The sequence below is a fragment of the Paenibacillus sp. M2 genome (assembly GCF_046713495.1).
GTDB lineage: Bacteria > Bacillota > Bacilli > Paenibacillales > Paenibacillaceae > Paenibacillus > Paenibacillus amylolyticus_B.
Genome location: NZ_CP169648.1, coordinates 897075 through 920270, shown reverse-complemented (window position 1 = coordinate 920270; position 23196 = coordinate 897075). Strand labels below are relative to the sequence as shown.

Below are 23196 nucleotides of genomic sequence, written 5' to 3'. Positions count from 1 at the left end.
TGTTCATCATTCGCTATGATACAATCCCCGTATCTCGGAACTCGTCCAGAAAGTCATTCAGCCAATCCGAACCATAATCCAGCGCACCTGTATCACTCTCGATAAAAGCAACATCCAGACCCATCACCCAGAATCGGCGAGCAACAATAAAGAGATCAACCGCCTGTTCGTCTGCATCCGTAAACTTCCGAACCGACCGGTATCCTTTCATCAATGCATCCCATAGTCTTTGTTTCTGCCTTGAATCACCCGACTGTCTTTTTCGAACTTTCACTTGAGCTAAATCATAGGCACGCCAGCCTTTGGCTGCCCACTCGAAGTCATAATGGATGAACTGATGTTCCTGTTGAAATACATTGTTATTCCCATGCATATCGCCATGGCACAGACCAAAGTCCAGGTCTTGTCTGGAAATGGCAACGATGCGTTCTTTTAACGTTGTGGCAAACGTATGGAGAAATGCTGCTGCTTCATTGTTCTCACCGATATAGTGGATAATTCGCTCAAGGGGTTCGTCAATAAGTAACTTTAGATCCAGCTCATATCGTGGCAGCTCCATGTTCACCTGATCCATAGCTTCATGCAATTCAGCGGCAGATTGACCAAAGGCGTAACAAGACTCCTCATCCTCCAGGTTGTTCTCCGTACCCTCAATATACCGAAACATCACAGCAACCCGCTTGCCTTCCGCAGCCTCCAACACCGTATATCCCGTATGATCTTTCTTCTCGATGTATTCTCCAATGTCGGTATGTTCCGCAGAACCTAGAACGTTCTTCAGTTGAGACAATAACGAAAGCTCATACTGAACATCTGCCTCCGTAATTTCAGTGCGGTAGATCCGGAGAATATACATGCCACTGGACGTGCGAACCCGGTAGGTATCATTCAATCCTCTAAGCCAAAACAAACATTCTTCCCATGTTCCAATGTCATATTGATTGCTCAATGCAGACTCCAGATACCTGGGGTTAAGCACTGAACGTAAAGCAGTCGGTTGAATGGACATATGTATACTCCTTCAGTTTATATGATTATTTCTCATCTGATGAACGATGTAACCGTATTCACCTATCAACCTATAACATAGTCTATTTTTCGTTAATTTTCCAGAATATATATTTTAAACGGGTGCATCATCTTTGGAATTTCAAAGTTTCCTCTCTCTTGAGTAGATTATACAGAACTGCTTGCATTGACCAGCTTCCCAGATTTCAGCAGGCTATTACACTCTGGGTCGATGCCAGCGCTCGACAATGCAGCACATTCACGAAAGGCAAAATGTTTGCACCCCTTACACTTCTCCTCGTTTAAATGCTGTAACGCATAATTAATGGCTTCCCCAGTATGTTCAAAACGATGTGCAGGATTTAAACGCTCTAACAGACCCGTTCGTTTCAACATCTCAAGTGGCTGCTCTTGTATGCCCGATAACAATACAATTCCGCCCGACCGTTCAAAATGCTTGATTAAACTCGCCAGGTTAGCCTCGCCTGTTGTATCCATAAAAGGTACCTTGCCCATGCGCAACAGCAAAATGCCCGGTCGCCGATGAATTGAATCCATGACCGACTTCTCGAACATATCCGCTGCGCCGAAAAACAGTGGCCCTTCAATTGTATACAGGCTTATTTGCGGACAGTCATGTCCTTCCCGAACCATGTGGGCCATGACTTTCTCATGTTTATGATCGGGATCGGGCAGTACTTTGGCAACCTTCAACATCTCACTCATGCGTTTAACAAATAAAAGGACCGCTAGAATTAACCCAACCTCTACAGCCGTTGTTAAACTTGTAAATACGGTCAGCAAAAAGGTAATCAGCAGAACGAGTGAATCACTCGTTTTGGTTTTCATGACATGCACGAAGGATCTTCGTTCACTCATATTCCAGGCAACCAGCATGAGAACGGGAGCCATACTGGCAAGAGGAATGTGGGATGCGTATGGCGCAAAGAGAACAAGTACCAGCAAAACCACCACACCGTGAATCACGCCAGACCATGGCGATACTGCGCCGGATTTGATATTTGTTGCTGTACGTGCAATCGCTCCTGTTGCAGGAATACCACCAAACAGCGGCGTCACCATATTAGCAATTCCCTGCCCAATCAACTCCCGATTGCTGTTATGTCGGCTTCCGGTCATGCCATCGGCAACAACAGCTGACAGCAGCGATTCAATTCCACCCAGCATGGCAATGACAAAAGCGGGTTGCAGCAAGTTCATGATACGCTCCCAAGTGATCTCAGGCATATGGAACTGAGGCAAGGAGTTAGGTATGGCGCCAAAGGAAGAACCGATCGTAGCTACCTGCCCTTCAAAAAGGAACGCTGCGACTACCGTCGAAAGAATCAGCCCCACTAGTGATGCAGGCACCTTTGGTGCAAACTTGGGCAAAAGCAGAAGAACAGCCAGACAGACTCCAGCTGTAAGCACACTGTATATATTAATCGTCGAGATGTGCATCCCGATTTCTTTCATATTGGACCAAAAATCTTCATGCTTCTCGATGCCTCGAAGTCCCAGGAAGTTCGTAATCTGTCCGCTAAAAATAATGACGGCGATCCCTGCCGTAAAACCGATCGTCACCGGCCTTGGAATAAACTTAATTAATGCCCCAAGCTTGAATACGCCCATAAGCACAAGCATCAAACCGGCCATCATTCCGGCGATCAGCAGATTCTCATATCCATACTGCATCACAATGGCAAATAGGATCGGAATGAATGCCCCCGTTGGCCCACCAATCTGGAACTTGGACCCACCCAGCAAGGAAATGAGAATCCCTGCGATTACTGTGGTATACAATCCATACTCCGGTTTGACCCCGGAAGCGATGGCAAAGGCCATACCGAGTGGAATCGCAATGATACCTACAATCAGTCCTGATAACAGATCCTTGCGAAAAGCGGCAGCATTGTACCCTGCATATCTCCCCATCCATTTCATGCACAAAAACCTTCTTTTCTTTATATATTTGAATATTTGAATATATCTAAAAGACTACTCCCCTGCATACGCCCTGTCAATCGGATTACGCACAATCCCAGCAGGAACTTAACACAAAAAACAAGAACCTCCGGTGATTACACCCAGTTGCTCTTGTTTATTGTGTCAGGACTCTTTACGAATATCTTCCAGCATGGAAATGGCATCAACCAGATGATTGTCAAAAATCTGTTTGGTGACTGCCAGCAGGTCCTTAATCAGCGGATCACGCAGCGAATAGGTGACGGTTGTCCCTTCTTTTATTCCGTGGACAACGTTTTTGCTACGCAGTACAGCCAGTTGCTGTGAAACGGCAGAGCCTTCCGATCCCAGAATGCTTTGCAGTTCATTCACGTTTTTGGCTCCTTCACTCAGCAACTCCAGAATCTGAATCCGCATCGGGTGTGCCAACGCTTTGAAAAAATCCGCTTTAAACTGTTGTATGCTCTGATTCATACGCTATGCCCCTTCAATCGAACTCGTCAACATGCTCATATCATACCATAGAACGAGGTTCAGACTTCAATTCACATGATATGATAAGATGAAAAAAGCAAGTACATTATACTGTGCAGGGGAGCTGTAAGTATGTCCAAACCATCCGAATATTCACCCTCCGGCGTTCCTATCCTTCGTCATAAGGATAGGAAGCGTGAGTGGCAGTCTACTTCTTATGCAAAAGACGAATGGCTGGAACAAATCGAGAAACATGCCGACCAATATCTCGGCGAAGCCGAGTCTGTATTCCATGAGTTGCTGTCAGACAAGGTTCATATCGATGTCCATATGATTCGTCCAACACCAGAACGAAATTATTACACATTGTACACCACAGGCATGAGCGCCTTGCCTATGAACACGCCTGAAGATGCAGAGGACTATGAGTACGCAGAGTTGATGATTTGTTTGCCGCCGGATTGGCCACTATCAGAGGAGGAATTGGAGGAGTTGGACAACTACTGGCCAATACGTTGGTTAAAAACGATGGCTCGCTTGCCGCATGACTACGATACCTGGCTAAGTTGGGGGCATACGGTGCCGAATGGTGATCCGGCAATGCCATTTTCCAATAACACAGAAATGTGTGCCTTTATCGTGCTGCCTCCGCTTGAAGTCGATGAGGATTTCCTGACGCTCGACATGGAAGATGGACAGACTGTGCACTTCTACGCAGTCCTCCCTATTTACCTGGAGGAGCTTGAGCACAAGCTCGAATATGGTTTGGACGCTCTGCTAGACCGTTTCGAAGAACATCATGTGAACGAAATTTTGGATATAAACCGGGTCAATTCCTGTGGGGATGCTTCATAATAAGATAAGCAGACTAGAAAAAAGCTCAACCCTTAGCATCGCTGCTGGATTGAGCTTCCCTTTTTATTTACGTTAGTACGAACCATATTCAAACCAGTCAAAGTCCGCTACCTGATCGGAAGAAGTACCGTTGCTGCTGCTAAACATTCCGATACAACAGCCAACAAAGCCGCCGGCTACTTCGGTGCTCAGGCTACTTGTATCCACCTGTTCCGCCACCAGATGATACTGACTTCCATCCGTGCTGTAATAGAAGTTGAGTTGCTGACCTGTCGCAGCCAGTTTGATATACACTCGCGATACTTCATCATCCAGCGCGATTTGCGCAATGTGGCTATCCTGACCATCTATAACGGTCACCACACGCAGCACCTGCTGATTCTCGGCCAGAGCACGCTCAATCCGTACGTGATACTGATCGTTCTGAATGACGACGAGACCAGCCGTTTCGTTGGCATTCCCAGGCACAAATTCCATCGCTGTAGCTGCGACATAATCCATATGCCTTTGACGCAGACAAACAAAGCTGGAATTTTCTTTTTCCTTCAATGTTTGCGGTTTCAGCTTCAGTCGCAAGTATCCTTTTCGTTCGGTTAATGAATATAAGTCTTCCTGGGGATTACGCAGAAACATCCATTGCAAGCCCAGTTTATCACTGTCAAAATGGTCAAAACGCAGTTGCGGTTCTACCGGAACAGGCTTCAAATCCAACGTACCCTGCTCCTCCAAGATCCCGCGGCCCTCATTGACAACAGGCCATCCGTCCTCCCAAACAACAGAAGCAAGGAACGTCTCCCGCCCCAGGTTGCTATAGCTCCCTCCATATGGACGCGAAGCAAGCATGACCATGAACCATTGACCGTTCGCAGCCTGCACCAAGTCGGCATGTCCGACATTAACAACAGGGTAACGTTTACCCAAATGGCGATGTGTAATGATTGGATTATTCGGATTCCCGACGTATCCTTCGGTCAAACTTTTACTACGAGCAATGGTCACCGCATGGTTTGGCCCTGTGCCTCCCTCTGCAATCAATAAATAGTAATATTCATCGATCTTATACAGATGCGGGCCTTCCGGCCAGATGACATCCACCATCGCCCCGCGCCACAGAACGTAACTGTCTCCCACCAGCTTCATACTGCCCAGATCCAACTCCCGCAGCCACACTTCCCAGTTCCCATTGTAACGAACTCCCTCGGAGCAAGGACGTGTACCAAGGTAATACGCTTTGCCGTCATCGAAGAAAATCGTAGGGTCTATTCCTTCTGCGCCTTCAATAAAATAAGGATCAGACCATGGCCCAGCCGGGTCGGTAGCGGTTACAACAAAATTGCCGCCATGTGATACATTGGTTGTAATCATATAGAAGATGCCTTCATGATACCGAAGCGTTGGAGCGAATATCCCCTGTGAATGGCCTGCTCCCTGAAGATTCAACTGTGAAGGGCGGTCCAGCACATTTCCAATCTGTCTCCAATTCACTAGATCACGGCTCTGAAAGATCGGAACGCCAGGAAAATAGGCAAATGTTGATGTCACCAGATAAAAATCTTCACCCACCCGGCATACGGATGGATCTGGATAAAATCCGGGCATAATCGGATTGTTAAACGTGCATTGTTCGCTTTGATTTGCATTTTTCATTCTTTTACCCCTCCAATGGTTAGTCCAGTCACAAAGTATTTTTGCAAGAACGGATACAGTAAAACGATTGGCATTGCCGTTACAACCGTGATTGCTGCCCGAATGGATACAGGCGTCACCATGTTGGTTACATTTTTGAATGAATCCACATTGACGGTTCCCCCCTGTGAGGTCGCAGAGGATAACAATTTCATCAGCTCATACTGCAAGGTGGTCAAATTCCGATTTCCTGCCGTGTACAACATGGAGTCAAACCAGGAGTTCCACTGACCTACAGCAATGAACAGAGCAACTGTAGCCAACACCGGCTTGGACAGCGGAAGCACGATGCGCATGAAAATCCGAAAATCTCCGGCTCCATCCATCTTCGCGGATTCTATCAATCCCTCGGACAGTCCCTGAATGTAGGTACGAATGACGATCATGTTGAACACCCCGATCAACCCGGGAATAATGTATACCCAGAAGCTGTTCAGCAGCCCCACTTGTTTGATCAGCATGTATCCCGGAATTAAGCCACCGCTGAAATACATCGTCATGACAAACAGCGTTGTGACCAATTTGTTGAACATATACTCCTTGCGGCTCAGCACATAGGCCAGCATGGCTGTACAGAACAGCTGTACAACCGTTCCCACCACAGTTCTGGCGACCGAAACAAATGCGGCTTGTGTCAGATTTGGGTTTTGGAATACAGAGACGTAATTTTGCAGCGTCCATTCCCTCGGCCAGAGATAGATCCCCCCGCGGATCGTATCCAGCCCGTTATTGAAAGATACGGCAATGGTGTTTAAAAAAGGATATAACGTAACAACCATGACAAGCAACATAAATATGCCATTGGTGATGGAAAAAATAGAGTCACCCAAGCTTCGTTTTCTGCTAAATCGCTTCACAGTTCTGCCCCCTTATCATATCAATCGCTCTTCACCAAGAGACTTGGCAATCCCGTTGGCGATAAATATGAGCACCAGACTGACCACACTTTTGAAAATGCCTGCTGCGGTGGCAAGTGAGTAGTTGCCGAGATTAATCCCGTATTTCAAAACAAAAATGTCGATCGTCTCGGATACATCCTGCACAAGTCCGTTCCCCAGCAAGTATTGAATCTCAAAACCCGCGTTCAGTACGTTACCAACGTTGATGATAAGCAGGATAATAATCGTTGGTTTGATGCTTGGAAGTGTGACGTTGAACATTTTGCGAAACCGTCCGGCTCCGTCGATGGAAGCTGCCTCGTATAAGCTCGGATTAATCGACGCCATGGCGGCCAGATAAATAATCGTGCCCCAGCCAATTTCCTTCCACATGCTGGACAGACCTACAATCCCCCAGAAGTATTTGGGTTCGGCAAAAAAATTGATCGGTGCATCAATCAGGCCCAATTTCGTCAACAGCACATTCACTATTCCTGTTTCCGTTGATAATACATTCGCTACAATGCCTGTTACGATGATCCACGACAGGAAATGTGGAAGGTAGGAAACCGTCTGTACCACGCGTTTGAACAATACCATTCGCAGTTCATTCAATAACAGCGCCAGACCAATCGAGCCGACAAATCCCAGAAACAGACTGATCAGGCTCATCGCCAGCGTATTGCGAATGACACGTATAAATGTAGGGTCCGTGAATAACGTTCGAAAATGATCTACCCCGACCCAATCCTGCTCCATAAAACCAATGCCGGGTCTATAATTCTGAAACGCCATCAACCAGCCCCATAATGGTCCATACGCAAAAATAGCGATAAACGCAATAAACGGAAATGACATCCACATTAATTGTCGCTGACTTTTCATTCTGGACAGGTTGTACCCGATCCAGCTTGTTCCCGCTGGGATATGGCTGGTTTTTAACGAAGGCTGCAGCTCCTTTTTGGCCATGTTTTTCTCTCCTTGCTTACGAGTTTATCTATATCACCCAGTCTGGGTGAATCGATTCCATTCCTATCCAATCTCCCAATCTAGCGTATAAGAAAGGCTACGGGGTTCCCCATAGCCTTTCTGTGTGACAGGCCTTTATCCCCACAGTTCCATACGTCTGCGGACTTCTTCCGTCAGCGCATCTTCATACGCTTTAATATCTGCGCTTTCCTTGAGCGTGGCTTGATATTCTTCCCAAGCTTTATCAAATTCGGCTGGTGAAGTCATAATCACTTTTGGCAGCCATTTGCGTTTTACATCGTCCATTTTCTGTCTGGCGATGGTCTCCGGTTTATTTGGTTCGAAATTATAGGTATAGATCGGGAACCACGGTTCATTTTCCTCCGCAGGCTCAAGAAAGTCGGTAAACTTCGTATATCCATAAGCCTTCAGCACTTTTTTGTCGATGTCATTCAATGTGGCAAGGTACTCTTCCGGCTGCTCCTTAGGGTCAAGGGCATTCTTCCCGTCAGCGGTCATGCCTTCATGATGCGGGAAATAGACCAACGGGCTTCCCGTGTTTGCCAGCACCCAGTCCGGATCTTTGGAATTCGCACGTTGCTCTTCATTCCTGGAGAACACGCCTTTGTCATCGACTTGGTAATCCACGCCTTCCTGCCCCCAGGTTCTCAATACCTCCATCTCAGGGTCCAGCAAATCATTAATATATTGAAGTGCTCCCTCGATATCCTCGCAGCTCTTTGTAATGGCCAGGCCACCATTCACGTTAAGGATTGGATTGTTCTGATAACGCCCTTTAACATCCTCGGAAAGTGTAATGGACAACGGTACATAGGTTTTGTCATACAATTTTTGCTTCACGAGTGATGCCTCGGCGTCAAGGAACTGCCATCCTTGATCCACCATGCCCAGCACACGTCCGGTTGAAATTTTGGAGATATATTGGTCATAGTTTGCTGTAAAGGTTTCGTTATCGACGAGGCCTTGATGATATACCTCATTAATTTTCTTGAAATATGCCTTCGCTTCCGGAATGGTATTATAGTTTTTGGCCGTCAGCGTTTCTTTATCAACGATGGCTGCGCCTTCGTTAGGATAACCAGCCATGAAGAGCGGAGGGTTCTCCAGTGCGAAATAACGCCAGTCATAGGAGATAATTTCAAATCCAATGGTTGGCTGACCATCAACGGTCGGGTGAGCTGCTTTATATCGTTCAATCAAGTCGAAGTATTGGTCAAGCGTTTTGATTGTCGGATAATTATCCCACTCCAATACGGCCTTCTGAATCCAGAATGCTTCTCCATCATGGGATACTTTCATCGACTTTTCTTGTATATTGCCGAATTGAGGAATGAAGTAGATATGTCCATCCGTCGTATTTTTCATCTTCTTCCAGTCTTCGCCCAGGTAATTTTTGATGTTTGGATATTTATCGATGTAATCCTCAAGTGGTACTAACGCTCCTGCTGCTACCAGTTGCTGAGTACCATCACTCCCATCGATAAAATCGGGATATTCGCCGCCTGCAATGAGTACACCAATCCGCTCTTTGGCTGTTTGGCCTGTAAGCCAGTCCATCGTAACTCTGACGCCTGTTTTCTCCTCAATAGCCTTTAACACCCGATTATCGTCAGGCGCAATTTTTCCCGGTACGGCAAAAAATGCGGAAAATTGTTTCAATTCCCTTCCATCTGCTGTCTTTTCCCCTTTTGAGGACGATCCCGGTGTACATCCAGTGAGTGCGATGACCAGTATTAAAGCGAGCAGAGCACTATACTTGATTCTTTTTCTAACATCCTTTTTCATCATGACCCCTCCATCGATTATATTGACAGAAGCTTTTTGGAAAGCGCTTTCCAAAGGCTGACTTAAAATTATCATGCTTCCATGCCCCTCTCAACGGGATAAACTATAGATGGAATCCCACTAATTCCAGCATCTGCGAAAAAAAATATCCCGCCGCTCCGTCAAGGAGTGCAGGATGTTAATCCAGAGAGTACGCAGCATGGGCACTTTTACGATATTGTGCAGGAGTCTCCCCCATGAGTTTCTCGAACCGGCTAATAAAGTAATCGGAATCCCGATATCCCACCATTGTTGCGATTTCGTATACTCTTTGATCTGTTCTGCGCAACAGCCGGGCGGCTTCCTCAATACGCAATTGATTCAAATAATCACTGAAGCTGATCGAGTAATGCTTTTTGAAAATCTGACCCAGATATGCACTATTCATGTAAAACTGCTCCCCGAGCAACTTCAGGCTGATATTTTCTCTGTAATGCTCGTGAATGAAGGCCTCAATTTTGGCTAATACGCCCATCGCATTTGACTTTTGCTGCTCCTTCAGTTTCTCTGCGCACATGAGCGAGAATTCGCATAAATGTTCAATGTTTTCCTCCATGGATAACATCGCGTAGTTCACCTTCAGAAAAGTCGATTCCATCAACCCAGAATCTGGAGTAACCGTATCGTTATTCACGAGATCCAGCAAAGTGTATGCCAGATAATGCAAGTGGATGCGGACAATACCAGGCTCGATTCGCTCATCCAGAAAAAATTGAAAAATCGCCGTTGCATGACTATATAACTCATCCGTCTGCTGTTCCTCAATACACTTGACTAGCCCATCAAACAATTGTTTTTCGAACTGTCCCGGCCGATTAACAAACAAGGTCGTATCCATAAGTTCGAAGTAATAAATGGGCCTGCAAGTGGTGAAGAAACGTAAGCTTTTCATTATGCCGCAGGATTGATAAGACTCGAGCAGCGCCTCCAACTCATGTACTTCCTTCCCGACATAACAAGCAATAGCCGCCTCTTGACCATGGCTCAGATCGGCATGTAATCGGGTCAAATATTGCTCCAAGGTCACTGCCTCACGGTTCACCATCAGGTCCGTAACCATGAGCAGAACCGCATTTTTATCACCTGTGAACGGCTTCAAAATTTGTCCCGGCAAGGGCTTGCCCACCCATGCCTCAACACGAGCGCACCAATCCGTTCCCTGATCTGGACCGGCTTCCGCCTCAATCAGGATGCAACGCAGTATGCCGGCATCTTGATAGTGGGGCTGCAGACTCGTAACAGCTTCCTCCTCGGCCACCCCAAGCAAGATCGACTGCATATGCTGGGCCATAATAATCCGATCTTTTTTTTGCTGATATCGCTTCTCTTCCATTCGCGCATTGAATGCATCCCTGAACTCCTCAAGCACCTGAACCAGTTCGGTCTTCACAATAGGCTTGAGAATGTAGTCATCCACCTGGTATTTAATCGCCTGCTTGGCATATCCGAACTCATAGAATCCACTTAGAAGAATCAGCTTGATGTCACCGCTATATTGCTCGTACAAGGTTTTGGCAAGCTGCAATCCGTCCATTTCCGGCATCTTAATGTCGGAAATCACCAGATCGGGCTGCATAGCGCGTATACACTCCAATGCCTGCATGCCATTGGAAGCCTGACCGCAAATCTGAAATCCGTAAGACTCCCAATCAATTAACAATAGAAGACCTTGGCGAATAAATGGCTCATCGTCCACAATCAGCACGTTGATCATATCCTCGCTCCTTATTCTTGGGATGCCTGCATAAGAGGAATTTGAATGCCAATCGTTGTTCCCTTCCCCTTTTCACTGAATATGTGCACCTGAACGAAATCATCAAAATACATCCGCAGCCGAATATATGCATTCATCATACCAATGCTGCTAAGCTCGCTCATCCGATCCATACTCGGATCTTGCATCATTTTGCGGAGCGAGGCCAGCTTGTCCTGATCCATGCCAACTCCGGTATCTCGAATGGAAATGTACAGTTCATTACTTCGAATTTCGAATAACACCTCCACGACCCCGTCATTCGACGTCCCCTCAATGCCATGGATACAAGCATTCTCCACAAAGGTGAGAACGGTTAGTTTAGGTATCATCATGGCAGTAATGGATTCGTCTGTGATCCGGATTGCAAATTGCAGCTTTTCACCAAAGCGATACTGCTGGATACTCAGATAACTCTCCACAAAATGGATTTCCTCTGCGATTGTAATCAGATCATCGCCCCAATTGATCGTCTGACGTAACAGCAGTGCCAGTTTATGAATGACATCGGAGGTTTCAAGTTCGTCCTTGATCAAACTCCTCATACGGATCGTTTCAAGCGTGTTGAACATGAAATGGGGATTCACCTGACTCTGAAGGGCTTTCAGCTCCGCCTGCTTCTTGGAGAGCTCAAGGGCTTGCCGCTCCACCTGACCCTTAAACACAATCTCAATCAGGTTCTTGATCTTGATGACCATCATGTTATAACTATGGGTCAGGCTGCCGATCTCGTCTTTGCCCACAGGTCCCGATATCACCTCAAATTTCTCATGCTTCACTTGATCCAGGTGCTTTGCTATCCGATCAACTCTGATGACCAGTGATCTGGATATCAACCAGATTAGCAGTGTCGGCACCAACAGATTAAGAATGATTAGTAAAGTCAAATTAAGCTTGGAATTAACAATCTCCGACAGAACGTCCAATTTCTCCGTGCTGACGACAATCTGCCAATCCTCGGATACGACGGGAATCGATTGCATGGATTGAACAGGGTCAATTGGACTGTTTGCAATCAGATTAAATGGCTTGCGCATCTGATTCATTTTTGAATCGTTCGAGAAAATGACCCTGCCATCCGAAACGACATACACCTTCCCATTTGCTCCCTCATTTTTAAGCGATTTGTTAATGAAAGCGTAGTCCAGATCAACCTTTAACACCTTTTCAACCTGCTGCTCCCCAAAGTAATCCAGCTTACGAATAATGCTTACTTTGCGTCCTCCCTGACTTTGCGACATCTCCGCCTGTTGTTTGTCAAAATACGAATAGATCATGATATGGTCGCTTGTGTTCATCAGCGCTTGATACCAATCGCTTTTCTTCACCTCATCATCCAGCTTAATAAAGTTTCCTCCATTGACGAAGGTATCATTGCCAACATAAAACGTAATTTGATTCACCTGCTGGTAGCTGTAATAGTACCTGACCAGATTGTTGTTGCTAAGCATATCATAGTAGGCAGAATAATAGTCTTCCTGATCGCGATACTTGTACTCCATGAACCGGTTCAGCGTTCCATCGGTATAGAGAAAATTGGACACATACAAGCTATTATCTATACTGTTCCGCAGGTTGAACTTGATCCTTTGCTGCATTTCATTAAATCGGCTATGCTCCTTCTCTTCAATGTTGCCTTTGATACTTAGGTAAAACACGGTATTTGTGACCAGGACCGGGACCAGCACACAAAAGATGAACAATATGTACAACTTGGTTTTGAGACTCCAATCATCCAGAAACTGAATACGCTTACAGTATGTCTTTCGGCTCATGTTATGTCTTTGTCTCCTCTAACCATGTCATATATCAACATTATTATAACGAGTACAGGATGGGTTGGATACTGTAATCCAGGATTTCCGGGAAGCCTTTAATCAACCTCCCGTTCAACTGGCCCAACAAGACAGACACTAACTCCCCACATATTTTCGTATGAACCCGATCTGATCTTAAGTTGAAACGACGATCACGTTATAATTTCAAGAGCATTTCGTACTGGCCCAATTGATATGCAAAACCTGATTTGACCAGGAGGAAATCTTGCATCGATTTCAGATGAGACTCCACATTGAGGACACTGATTTTAGGAGATTCTGTGCGTTGGACCATCTCTGTCAGGATGCTGCTTGCAATACCTTTACCCCGATAATTTTGGTTCACTGCAAGCTGTGGAACATCACCTGTTTTTTGATCTATAATGCCATAGCCAACAATGCTGTGATCCTGACGTGCAACGACATAGATAAAAGCTTCCGGTAAAGCGTAGATGGAATCAATTGAATTTTGCCAGGAGGGCTCCACATCCCAAAATTCCTTGAACTGCTCCACATCGATTCTCTCCACACATTCCACCGTGCAGGTCGTTTGCGGTATGAATTGATCTTTTTGCAACTGGAAACATGAAAATTCCCTTTGAATTTTGAAGTTTTGTTTACTGTACAGCTGAACTGCAGATTCGTTGGATTGGATGACCTCCAGCAAATATTGCTCTACATTTTTTTCTTTTAACAGCTTTTGAATATTTAAGAGCAGATCGCTTGTAATGCCTTGCCGTCTGCAATCTTTTACAACGCCTGTCCCAAGGTCATATGCAGTTGTCTTTCCATTCCAGCTTCGAAGTCCATTGATAACAAATCCGACCATTCTCTCATCCTTAAAGGCTCCCATAGATATTTCGGGGTGATAACCCCTTCGTTGGAGCATCTGTTGAAACTTCCAAAAAGGCAAATCCATTTTAACCTGATAGTCAGAGAACGCATCCACAAACGCCTCGTGAATTGTTTCCATACTTATCTTGTCCAACATTTTATAACTGTACATTAGGGCACTCTCTCCTTTCAAAAGATGAAAACAATAATATATTAGGGCTCATGATCCCATCCCTATCCTTATTTAAATATTCTACTAAATAGTGTTAACACTATACAGTAATATCCGTACTATTAAATCTGCTTCCTTCGGAGTTTTCAGACACGCCCTAATAACTAAAATAGACCGCTCCCTAGTTAAGGGATACGGTCTATCGAGTCATCATGCTATGGGGATACCGATTTTGTTAAACCTATTTTGGTGATCACCGTATCATACGGGTCCAATTCCATGGTCTGTTTTCCATGCTCTGTACTGATCGTCGTGGACTGAACCTGATCGCTATTATTGATCACAACCAATATGTTGCTCTCAGGGTAGTAGGCGCACTCGGTGTACAAGTTATCCGTGATGTACTTTGTTTCATGGAATTCATTGCCCGCAAATCGAATCAAATTCAGAAGTAGTCTTGTATTTGCCCAGCTGAATTCGAAGGAAGGCAGGTAGATCCCTTTTCCTTTTCCAAAAGCATGTGTGGACAGTGTGATTCGACCATCCGTTTCACTCACTACAGCTGCTGATCCATCAGTAAGATAAATGTTCTTTTTCGGAAGTATGCTGGCTCCCTCAGGCACCAAACCATACTCATCACTAACCTCATACGACCATTTTCCATGAACAACTTTGGCGCCTGTATCCTCATCCACCCCAAGCACGTGGGCCATTCTAAAATAGCTGTCGTACCCATCCATTGCCGAAGGCTGGTTAATGCCAATAAAGGTACCACCCTCATACACCCATTGGGTCAATAAGTCCACAGACTTGTGGTCACTCCAATGCGCTCCACCGCTCCATGCTGAACCTGCAGAGCCGGCATTGATGACGACATCTACATCCTTCAACGCGCCCTGACAAATATCATCAAAATCAATAAACTGCACGTCAACAGGCAACCCGGCTAAGGCCTCATTCACATGAATCAGATCATGCATATGTGTTTCATGAAAATGACCGGACAAGGTCCACGATCTTAACTTGCCCCAGCTATGCAGCACGGCTACCTTTGTCTTGATCTGATAAGGCTTTCCAGCCTGATGCAGCTCTTTCATTTCCCTGAATTCATGGGCAATCTTCTCGATATAATCCACAAAGTCCGGGTAAGGCTCAACCAGATGCAAATATCCACCCAATCCAATCCGGTCAATCGACTCACGCAGCAGCGCACGCCGGATATTAATCCAATATTTCTTCGCATCCAGGGTAGGATCTCCTCCCTCCTTGAAGGTTGGAAGTCCGCCTAAGCCAACCGGGAACAAGTAGGGATGCAATCGAATCTCATGGATATCAGCCTTAACGCCTGAGCACATTCTAGCCTCGTAACCGGAGAACACACATTTGATCATGCCGTCGAATCCAAACTCCTGAAAGCGATCATTGTACGGCTCCATTCCCACCCAGCTGTCATCATAGAAGACATACGCCAGCTTGTTATGTTTGTGCACCATATCAATTAATTTCTTACCGAATTCAATGACAAAATCATTGATAAATGCCATCCAGTCCAGTTTGCGCTGATCCGCAGGCATATGAGTGACCTGATATTTACCACCATTCACAAAGTCCTCGGCTGAGAGTGAGTACCCATATTTCTGAGCGAACAGATCCAAGGCTCTCGAACTTACCGTAAAATCATAGGAACCCCAATCCGAGAACAGATGGCGGTTCCGTTCATCACTGCCCCAGATCCAGGCGAAGTTATAGAATAAGGAGGTAAAACGTACAACCGTTGTTTCCGGATGGTTTTGGCACCATGTTTCCATCCAATCTAGTAGATACGTTTGCGTTTCCGTATAGATTGGGTCAATCTGCATCAGATGCTCTTTGTCCCAGTTATTCGTCGTATGATTGTACATGGAGATCTCTTCCCAGATCCGATAGACCATGAAACTTACCGTGTATTTATGCCAAGGAGCAACGCCAGTAATCACTACATTGCCAGATTCCCTTTCATAATTCCATTGTGCTCTTGGTACCTCTTCTCCAGTCGTTCGATCATAAACTTGCCAATACTTAAACGCTTCTTTGGAATCATTCACCCTGAATTGTTCAGCAAAAAAATCCTCCATCAGATAGATGGATACATAATCTTGCACAGCGACCTTCGGATTCGTAATGAGAAAACATTGCTGCAGTTTATCCAGATTACGGGATGCCCACTCATTATGATTCCGAATAATGCAAATGGTTGAATAGATGCCATATCCGGCATTGATAATCTCATCGGACAATTTCGTACCGTCACTGTCACGGATTACATCGGCCCCCCAGCGATCGGCAAGTTCCAGCGTCAGTGCTTCATAACCGGATTCTCCCGGTAGTGTAAAGGAGCCTTTGGTTGTTTTGGACAATGTGGTTCCCTCCCTATCTCAACATATCGGACAGAAAAGCGAGAGCCAGGCCCTGACCCCAGCCCTGAATCCAGTCTTTTGGAATATTGCGATAGCCATCCCGATCCTTCATTACCGCCGTACCGCCAGATACACCAAGCACACGCCCATCTTCGCTAATGTTGTTCAGGATACCTTCCAGTGCTTTTTGCACATATTTCGTATGCAGTGGATTACCGTTATTGATCATGGCTGCTGCAATACCGGCGGAAGCCGACACCTCTTCATACGATTCTTCGTCATCCAAAACCGTACGCCACAAGCCGTTCTCGGTCTGCACCAGCTTGAGAGCCGCCAACTGATCGCGAAGGGCACACTCTACATCCATACATTGCGGATACAAGTACCAGTCGTTCAATTGCGGTTTCACCTGAGACATGGTATAGGCTCCCCAAGCATTCGCTCTTCCCCAGTAAAATCCGGACATGTGGTCCTTGTTGATATTATTATAACCGTGATACCACAGACTGCTGCTCGGATCTTGAAGGTATTTGATATGCCAGTAATACTGATTCAGCGCATCCTGGATCATGGCTTCGTCTTTTAATTTGCTACCTACACGGAGCAGGAAAAATGCCGCCATAAACAAGGTATCCGCCCAAGCCTGTTCCGGAAAATCATTGGAGACGGATACCGTATGCTGAAGCACGTTGTCTCCAAAGCGAAGCGCATGATTCTGGAGATAATCGACTTTGCTGAGAACAATATCCCAATATTTCTGATCCCCGGTTTCTTCATATAAAGTGATGAGCACATGACCCATGGCACATGTATTTACAGTCCAACTTGGCAGACCCAGCTCGATATATTCGTCCGCCCATTTCACCAGCCTGTCCAGTATTTCTTGGTTGCCTGTCGTCTGATAGGCTCTGGATACACCGTAATACGCCACACCGCCGGGCCAATCCCATGTCAGATCCATATCCAGTGTTTTCTTGGTAACGTTCTCGATTACGTGCAGAATCTGTTCTCTGTCATATTTCACTTGAAGCATTGTTATTCCCCTCTCCCTGCGCACACGCCCCCAAGTGCGCCCTGAGAGGTGTCCGTCCATTTTTGTAAACGCTTTACTTATTCCATTGTACGCAGTAAAATAGTCTCAATCTAAGCATATTCACAACAAAACTGTGCAATTTCAATCATTTATACATAGGAGTCCTCGAAAATGCCTAAACCGAAGAAACCTGTCATTGAATATCGTCACTATAGCCTGCCCATTGATTTTCCTGTCCTGTTACTCAGTGGAGACCGCTGGAGAATATCCGATATCAAGAGTGAGCATCTTCATTTCCATAACCACATGGAGATTGGCATCTGTTATTCCGATGGAGGAATCATGGAGATTAAGGGAGAATCTGTGCCTTTTCGAGCAGGCGATGTCACGTTCATTCCCCGCTATCTTCCGCATACCACGTACAGTTCACCTAATAACGCCAGCCTGTGGGCTTATATCTTTTTTTCACCGGAAGAACTCTTCCGCCATTCGCTCAAAACAGCACAAACTCACATTGAACCGAATTTATGGGCGATTCAGGGAACCAATTGCATTCTGAATAAGGAACAACATCCCAAAATTCACATGCTCGCAACATCAGTAGTAGAAGAAATGAAGCAGCAGTCCCCCTACTATCGGGAGAGCGCGTACGGCTTGTTGATGTCTCTATATATCGAACTGCTTCGAATTCATGCGAGCAGCGAGCGCTTGTCATCTCAGGATCAGGAACGGGAACGAGACCTCCAAGGTAACTTGGTCATCTCACCCGTGCTGGAGTTTATCACCAAAAACTATATGATGCCTGTGACCATCGATTACCTCGCTGAACTGTGTCATCTGAGTACAACGCATTTTCGCCGCAAGTTCCATGAAATTATGGGAACCACACCGCTCGATTTTCTGAATAGTACCCGGGTCGAAGAGGCGTGCAAGCGATTAAAAAGCACGGAGGCCTCCGTTCTGTCCATCTCCGAGCAGGTCGGCTTCCGATCCATCTCCAGCTTTAACCGTTGCTTCGCCAAACTGATGGGAGAATCACCCAAAGCTTGGCGCAAAGGGGCACTTACAGAAGCACAGTCTGCAAAAGCGTCCATACTGGAATTTACGGGGTGGGTATGAAGGAATTTGTCGAAATATGATTGCACCCCCCAGAGATATTCGCTACAATGCCGATAGAATACAAGAGATTTTGTCCGTAGCTACCGGAGGATTGAACAATCTCTAAAGGAGCAGCATTTCGTGTTATTAAAAATTTCAGGCGTTGTCCTGACTGTTGTACTTGCCATTACCGTACTGCTGCTGTCAACGATCAGAGAACCACAATCTGCTGCGCTTCATGCCCGTCAAGGTGTTCTGGACCTCTCGGCCTGGGACCCTGAACAAGACGAGCGGATCAAGCTGGACGGGGAGTGGGAGTTTTACTGGGAGCGATTGCTTCCTGACGAATCTGTAACATCGAATCAGGCTGGTCCAATGAAAACACCCGACACTTATGCAACCGTTCCCGGCTCCTGGAATCGACTTAAAGTGGATGGTGAACGACTGCCAACCCACGGCTTCGCCACGTATCGACTGGTGCTGCGTAATACACCTGTTGAAGGAACGCTGGCGATCAAAAAAATGAACATTCGTTTTGCCAGCGAAATCTATATCAATGGCAACAAGCTACTGGAAGATGGGCATGCCGTGGAGAAATCAGCGGGATATCGACCAGGAAACTCCCCCCAGATTGGCTTTTTCCCTTATCATGGCGGTGACATTGAGATTCTGATCCGGGTGGCTAATTATGATTACACGGACGCTGGCATTCCGGGGCCACTCTTTTTCGGCGAACAAGCAGCCATGCTGAAAAAACATCAAATCAGCACAGCCGTTGAATTCGGCACGCTTGCTGTATTGGCTACCATTTCGATCATATTCCTCATCAGTTACCTGGGGTCTGCGCTCTACCGAAACAGGGACGATTCCCTGCTGCTGCTTGGTCTAATCTGTCTGCTGTATGCACTCTATAACGGCATGATCAGCGAACGTGTGTTATCCATGGCCGGCACGGAAATTTCCTTTAGCACGCTCTATAAATTAAAAGATTTCTGCTCCGTCGCATGTCTGGGTCTGTTAACCTTTTACTTCTACCGATTCAAAACACGCATCCTGTCCGGTTTGCTCACGGCGGTGATCCTGATCATCTTCGGAGCTTACTTATGTATGGTCACGCTCCTGCCTATTTCCATCTATGGGCTGGCTGCACCTTACGTCGTCGTTATGTACACGTTGATGCTGCTCTGGTTGCTGTATCAATGTGCAAAACAATTCCTAACCAGTGAGAAGGGCGAACGGCTGTCTACTTTTCTGTGGTACGCAGCTCTCTTAAGCATCATGCTGTACTGTCTGGACATTAATCTCTTCTCGATCTCGCTCAAGGAAAATATGAACATCGGACAGGCTTCCATTGTCCTATTCAGCATCCTGATGCTGTTTCTAGCGGTGCTTCGGTTCTTCGAGGCCTATCGTACGGTCCGTACTCTCAAAGATCAGCTGCTCTTGCTGGACAAAGTGAAGGATGACTTCCTGTCCAATACCTCGCATGAGCTCAAAACACCGCTGAACGCCATTGTCAACATCAGTGAAAGCCTGCTTAAAGGCGCAGAAGGTCCCCTTACCGATGAGCAAGCGCACAATCTGGCGATCGTGACGGGAAGTGGCAGACGATTAACCTATCTGGTCGATGAATTACTGGATTATTCGAAAATGAAACATGGCGACATCCCGCTCCACCGGTCTTCGGCCGATCTGTACTCGTTTGTCGAATCGGTCATGCGTATGCACTCCTTCCTGCTTGGCGCGAAAAAGGTGGAGCTTATCAACCGCATCCCGGCGCATTTCCCGCCGATCTATGCCGACGGCAACCGATTGATTCAGATTTTGCATAATCTGATCGGCAATGCAGTTAAGTTCACGGAACATGGCACGGTAAGCGTCAAAGCTGCGGTTGTGCAAGGCAAAGCGGAAATACGCATTGTGGATACCGGCCGTGGTATCGGTACAGACAAGCTGGAACATATCTTCCTGCCGTTCGAGCAGGAAGCAGATTCGGGGCCAGTCGTTGCCGGAGGCACCGGTCTTGGACTGAGCATTACGCGCAAGCTGGTCGAGCTGCACGACGGAACCATTCATGCGGAATCAGCACCCGGCATGGGTGCCACGTTCATCCTGACTTTTCCGCTGGCAGAGAAAAAAGGAGAGAAACGTTCCAACGTCATGCCACTTACCATCGCTCCTACAGGTCCTGGTAATCGGCTACTCCGGTTCGAAGAACCAACGATTGTACAAGGGAATAAAGACGAATGGATCATCGTTGTGGATGACGACTCGGCTAATTTACAGACCATAGTGAATCTCTTGAAGCTGGAGGGTTACAGTTATGTGGTCACTTCACGCTCACCTTCGGTACTGGAGCTGCTGGACAAGCTACCTGCCGTGCATCTCGTCATTGCTGATATCATGATGCCTGACATGTCGGGTTACGAATTGCTGGAACGGATCAGGGAGCGCTTCTCTCCTTCCGAGTTGCCTGTACTCATGCTGACGGCGAGTAATAAAGCTAATCAATTGAAGCTGGCCTTGGAGAAAGGCGCCAATGATTTTGTATCCAAGCCGTTCGAATCGGAGGAACTGGTGGCACGGATCGGTGGTTTGACTCGGATGAAAACATCCGTGCAAGCTGCGCGAGATGCGGAAATATCTTTTTTGCGGTCACAGATGAACCCGCACTTTCTATATAACGCTCTGAACGCCATTGCCGAATTGTGCGTGGATGCGCCGAATCGGGCAGAACAATTGATTTTGCAATTATCGAGTTACTTAAGGCGCAGTGTGCACTTCAAACATCTGGACTCCAAAACCAGCCTGATGAACGAACTGGAGATGATCGAAGCATACGTTGCCATTGAACAGGCACGCTTTGGCTCAAGGCTGGAGGTCATTATCGATGTGGATGCGGATGTGAACCGGAACATGGACATTCCGCCGCTCACGTTACAGCCCCTGATCGAAAACGCAATTCGGCATGGTCTGATGTCCAGCATTCACGGTGGTCGGGTCATGTTGTCCATTCGTAATCTGAATGATACGGAAACACGTTTCACCATCGAGGACAACGGAATTGGCATAACCAAGCAACGGATGGACGAAATTCGGCAATCTACAGACGGCAGTAACGGCGTTGGACTATGGAATATTTCCAGCCGGCTGAACCTGCTGTATGGCAGACACCTTCAGATGGAAAGTCTGGACGGCGAGGGAACGCGGATTACATTTGATCTTCCAAATCAACGTCTAAACACAGATGGGAACGGGGGGGATGAAACATGATGAAAGTCATCATCGTGGATGATGAGGATTTGTCGCTGAAGCGACTGAATCGCATTTTGACAGAAAGTGGAGAAGTTGAAGTATCTCGCGCATTTCACGACCCGGAGGAAGCCTGTGAATATGCAGCAGAGAATAGCTTCGATGCGGCATTTCTGGACATTACGATGCCTCGCATCTCGGGGATGCACCTCATTGGTGAATTACGTAAACATCACCCTTCGCTCCCCATCGTGCTGGTGACCGGATATGAGGAATATGCGGTGCAGGCCTTCGACAAAGAGGTGATCGATTACGTTATTAAACCGGTCACGGCAGAGCGACTGAACCGCAGCATTCAGCGGTTGCAGGAAAAGCTTCACAAGTCCGTGACAACGCCCGAGCCAGCGGTGCCTGAACCGAAACTGAACGTTCGTCTGTTCGGTGAATTCACCGTGTTCGGTGGAGTCGGAGCAGACAGCCCCATCAAGCTTAGAACGCCCAAAACGGAAGAGTTACTCGCATTCTTGCTATATACCAAATCGACTACCCGTGATGCGCTGGCCGATACGTTGTGGAAGGACCTCAGTCCGCAGAAGGCCTGGACGAACATCAATTCCACGCTGTACTATGTGCGACGTGCTATCGGGGATAACAGTGACGTGCCGATCATTCTTAAGGACAGGAATGGTATCCGTATCGACCGGGAAGCGATCAACTGTGATCTGTACGAGTTTGAGGTTTTGTTCCGGCAGATGCGTCAGGCCTCGGTACATCGCCCCGAGCTCTTCGAGCGGATGGACACGTTGTATACGGGTGAACTCCTGAAAGGAAGGCATTATGAGTGGGCTTTCGCATGGTCCAGACAGCTGGAACTGGATTTCATTATGACGATGGAAACTGCTGCCCACTATCACGCGAAAAAAGGCGAGCCGCTACGGGCGCTGTATTATTTTGAACGTATCCTCCAGATTGACTCGATTCGGGAAGATATCCATCGCGAGATCATCCTGCTGTATCTGTCCCTCGGACGAAGAACCGAAGCGCAGCGCCAATATCTTGTTCTGGAGGAATTGCTCAGAGAGGAGCTCGACTCCAGTCCGGCAGCAGATATCAAACAACTGTTGCGACAATCATGAAACAGCAAAAAGCCCATGCCTTGGC

Annotated in this window: 16 protein-coding genes; 4 read left to right on the top strand and 12 right to left on the bottom strand. The window is 46.8% G+C overall.

The features are described 5' to 3' along the window. Positions 1-13: 13 nt before the first annotated feature. From ACETMN_RS04325 to ACETMN_RS04315, 3 genes are all read right to left on the bottom strand, one after another. Positions 14-1009 carry a phosphotransferase gene (locus ACETMN_RS04325; RefSeq protein WP_105602127.1) on the bottom strand — a complete coding sequence of 332 codons (996 nt, stop codon included), beginning with the start codon at positions 1007-1009 and terminating at the stop codon, positions 14-16. Positions 1010-1176: 167 nt separating this feature from the next. Then, positions 1177-2952 carry a SulP family inorganic anion transporter gene (locus tag ACETMN_RS04320; RefSeq protein WP_411735825.1) on the bottom strand — a complete coding sequence of 592 codons (1776 nt, stop codon included), beginning with the start codon at positions 2950-2952 and terminating at the stop codon, positions 1177-1179. 165 nt (positions 2953-3117) lie between these two features. Continuing rightward, positions 3118-3447 (bottom strand): ArsR/SmtB family transcription factor, encoded by a 330-nt coding sequence (locus ACETMN_RS04315; protein WP_017690603.1) that lies wholly within the window; start codon positions 3445-3447, stop codon positions 3118-3120. Positions 3448-3579: 132 nt separating this feature from the next. On the opposite strand from ACETMN_RS04315, the gene ACETMN_RS04310 reads away from it, so the two are divergent. Continuing rightward, the gene (locus ACETMN_RS04310; RefSeq protein ID WP_091019698.1) at positions 3580-4302 is read left to right on the top strand and encodes a suppressor of fused domain protein; all 723 of its coding nucleotides are present in this window, start codon (positions 3580-3582) and stop codon (positions 4300-4302) included. 72 nt (positions 4303-4374) lie between these two features. Here ACETMN_RS04310 and ACETMN_RS04305 read toward each other — a convergent pair whose 3' ends face one another. From ACETMN_RS04305 to ACETMN_RS04265, 9 genes are all read right to left on the bottom strand, one after another. Further along, positions 4375-5949: a glycoside hydrolase family 43 protein gene (locus tag ACETMN_RS04305; protein WP_411735824.1), complete on the bottom strand. Its 1575-nt coding sequence runs from the start codon at positions 5947-5949 to the stop codon at positions 4375-4377. After that, positions 5946-6845, bottom strand: coding sequence for a carbohydrate ABC transporter permease (locus ACETMN_RS04300; protein ID WP_017690606.1), 900 nt, complete (start codon positions 6843-6845; stop codon positions 5946-5948). Before ACETMN_RS04300 ends, ACETMN_RS04305 begins: the two co-directional genes overlap by 4 nt. Before the next feature lie 15 nt (positions 6846-6860). After that, positions 6861-7835, bottom strand: a complete 975-nt coding sequence (locus tag ACETMN_RS04295; RefSeq protein ID WP_091019702.1) for an ABC transporter permease — start codon at positions 7833-7835, stop codon at positions 6861-6863. Positions 7836-7970: 135 nt separating this feature from the next. Beyond that, complete coding sequence (locus tag ACETMN_RS04290; protein ID WP_017690608.1) at positions 7971-9641, bottom strand: extracellular solute-binding protein; 1671 nt, start codon at positions 9639-9641, stop codon at positions 7971-7973. A gap of 178 nt (positions 9642-9819) precedes the next feature. Next, the gene (locus ACETMN_RS04285; protein ID WP_411735823.1) at positions 9820-11394 is read right to left on the bottom strand and encodes a response regulator; all 1575 of its coding nucleotides are present in this window, start codon (positions 11392-11394) and stop codon (positions 9820-9822) included. Between the two features lie 11 nt (positions 11395-11405). After that, entirely contained in the window at positions 11406-13208 is a 1803-nt protein-coding gene (locus ACETMN_RS04280; protein ID WP_105602119.1) for a sensor histidine kinase, read from the bottom strand. Positions 13209-13407: 199 nt separating this feature from the next. Beyond that, positions 13408-14256 (bottom strand): GNAT family N-acetyltransferase, encoded by an 849-nt coding sequence (locus tag ACETMN_RS04275; protein ID WP_411735822.1) that lies wholly within the window; start codon positions 14254-14256, stop codon positions 13408-13410. Positions 14257-14471: 215 nt separating this feature from the next. Then, positions 14472-16652, bottom strand: coding sequence for a 1,3-beta-galactosyl-N-acetylhexosamine phosphorylase (gnpA, locus tag ACETMN_RS04270; protein WP_411735821.1), 2181 nt, complete (start codon positions 16650-16652; stop codon positions 14472-14474). A gap of 13 nt (positions 16653-16665) precedes the next feature. Further along, entirely contained in the window at positions 16666-17685 is a 1020-nt protein-coding gene (locus ACETMN_RS04265) for a glycoside hydrolase family 105 protein (RefSeq protein WP_210110177.1), read from the bottom strand. A gap of 171 nt (positions 17686-17856) precedes the next feature. On the opposite strand from ACETMN_RS04265, the gene ACETMN_RS04260 reads away from it, so the two are divergent. From ACETMN_RS04260 to ACETMN_RS04250, 3 genes are all read left to right on the top strand, one after another. Further along, the gene (locus ACETMN_RS04260) at positions 17857-18804 is read left to right on the top strand and encodes a helix-turn-helix domain-containing protein (protein WP_411735820.1); all 948 of its coding nucleotides are present in this window, start codon (positions 17857-17859) and stop codon (positions 18802-18804) included. Between the two features lie 120 nt (positions 18805-18924). Beyond that, positions 18925-22056 (top strand): ATP-binding protein, encoded by a 3132-nt coding sequence (locus tag ACETMN_RS04255; protein ID WP_411735819.1) that lies wholly within the window; start codon positions 18925-18927, stop codon positions 22054-22056. Further along, entirely contained in the window at positions 22053-23171 is a 1119-nt protein-coding gene (locus ACETMN_RS04250) for a response regulator (RefSeq protein WP_411735818.1), read from the top strand. The genes ACETMN_RS04255 and ACETMN_RS04250 overlap by 4 nt, the downstream gene beginning before the upstream one ends. The last annotated feature ends 25 nt before the right edge of the window (positions 23172-23196 follow it).

Excerpts from the sequence above, each read along its gene's own strand:
- ACETMN_RS04325 (WP_105602127.1), bottom strand. The coding sequence starts at position 1,009 with ATGTCCATTCAACCGACTGCTTTACGTTCAGTGCTTAACCCCAGGTAT.
- ACETMN_RS04295 (WP_091019702.1), bottom strand. The coding sequence starts at position 7,835 with ATGGCCAAAAAGGAGCTGCAGCCTTCGTTAAAAACCAGCCATATCCCA.
- ACETMN_RS04285 (WP_411735823.1), bottom strand. The coding sequence starts at position 11,394 with ATGATCAACGTGCTGATTGTGGACGATGAGCCATTTATTCGCCAAGGT.
- ACETMN_RS04280 (WP_105602119.1), bottom strand. The coding sequence starts at position 13,208 with ATGAGCCGAAAGACATACTGTAAGCGTATTCAGTTTCTGGATGATTGG.
- ACETMN_RS04250 (WP_411735818.1), top strand. The coding sequence starts at position 22,053 with ATGATGAAAGTCATCATCGTGGATGATGAGGATTTGTCGCTGAAGCGA.
- ACETMN_RS04320 (WP_411735825.1), bottom strand. The coding sequence starts at position 2,952 with ATGAAATGGATGGGGAGATATGCAGGGTACAATGCTGCCGCTTTTCGC.
- ACETMN_RS04275 (WP_411735822.1), bottom strand. The coding sequence starts at position 14,256 with ATGTACAGTTATAAAATGTTGGACAAGATAAGTATGGAAACAATTCAC.
- ACETMN_RS04265 (WP_210110177.1), bottom strand. The coding sequence starts at position 17,685 with ATGCTTCAAGTGAAATATGACAGAGAACAGATTCTGCACGTAATCGAG.
- ACETMN_RS04260 (WP_411735820.1), top strand. The coding sequence starts at position 17,857 with ATGCCTAAACCGAAGAAACCTGTCATTGAATATCGTCACTATAGCCTG.
- ACETMN_RS04305 (WP_411735824.1), bottom strand. The coding sequence starts at position 5,949 with ATGAAAAATGCAAATCAAAGCGAACAATGCACGTTTAACAATCCGATT.
- ACETMN_RS04310 (WP_091019698.1), top strand. The coding sequence starts at position 3,580 with ATGTCCAAACCATCCGAATATTCACCCTCCGGCGTTCCTATCCTTCGT.
- ACETMN_RS04315 (WP_017690603.1), bottom strand. The coding sequence starts at position 3,447 with ATGAATCAGAGCATACAACAGTTTAAAGCGGATTTTTTCAAAGCGTTG.
- ACETMN_RS04290 (WP_017690608.1), bottom strand. The coding sequence starts at position 9,641 with ATGAAAAAGGATGTTAGAAAAAGAATCAAGTATAGTGCTCTGCTCGCT.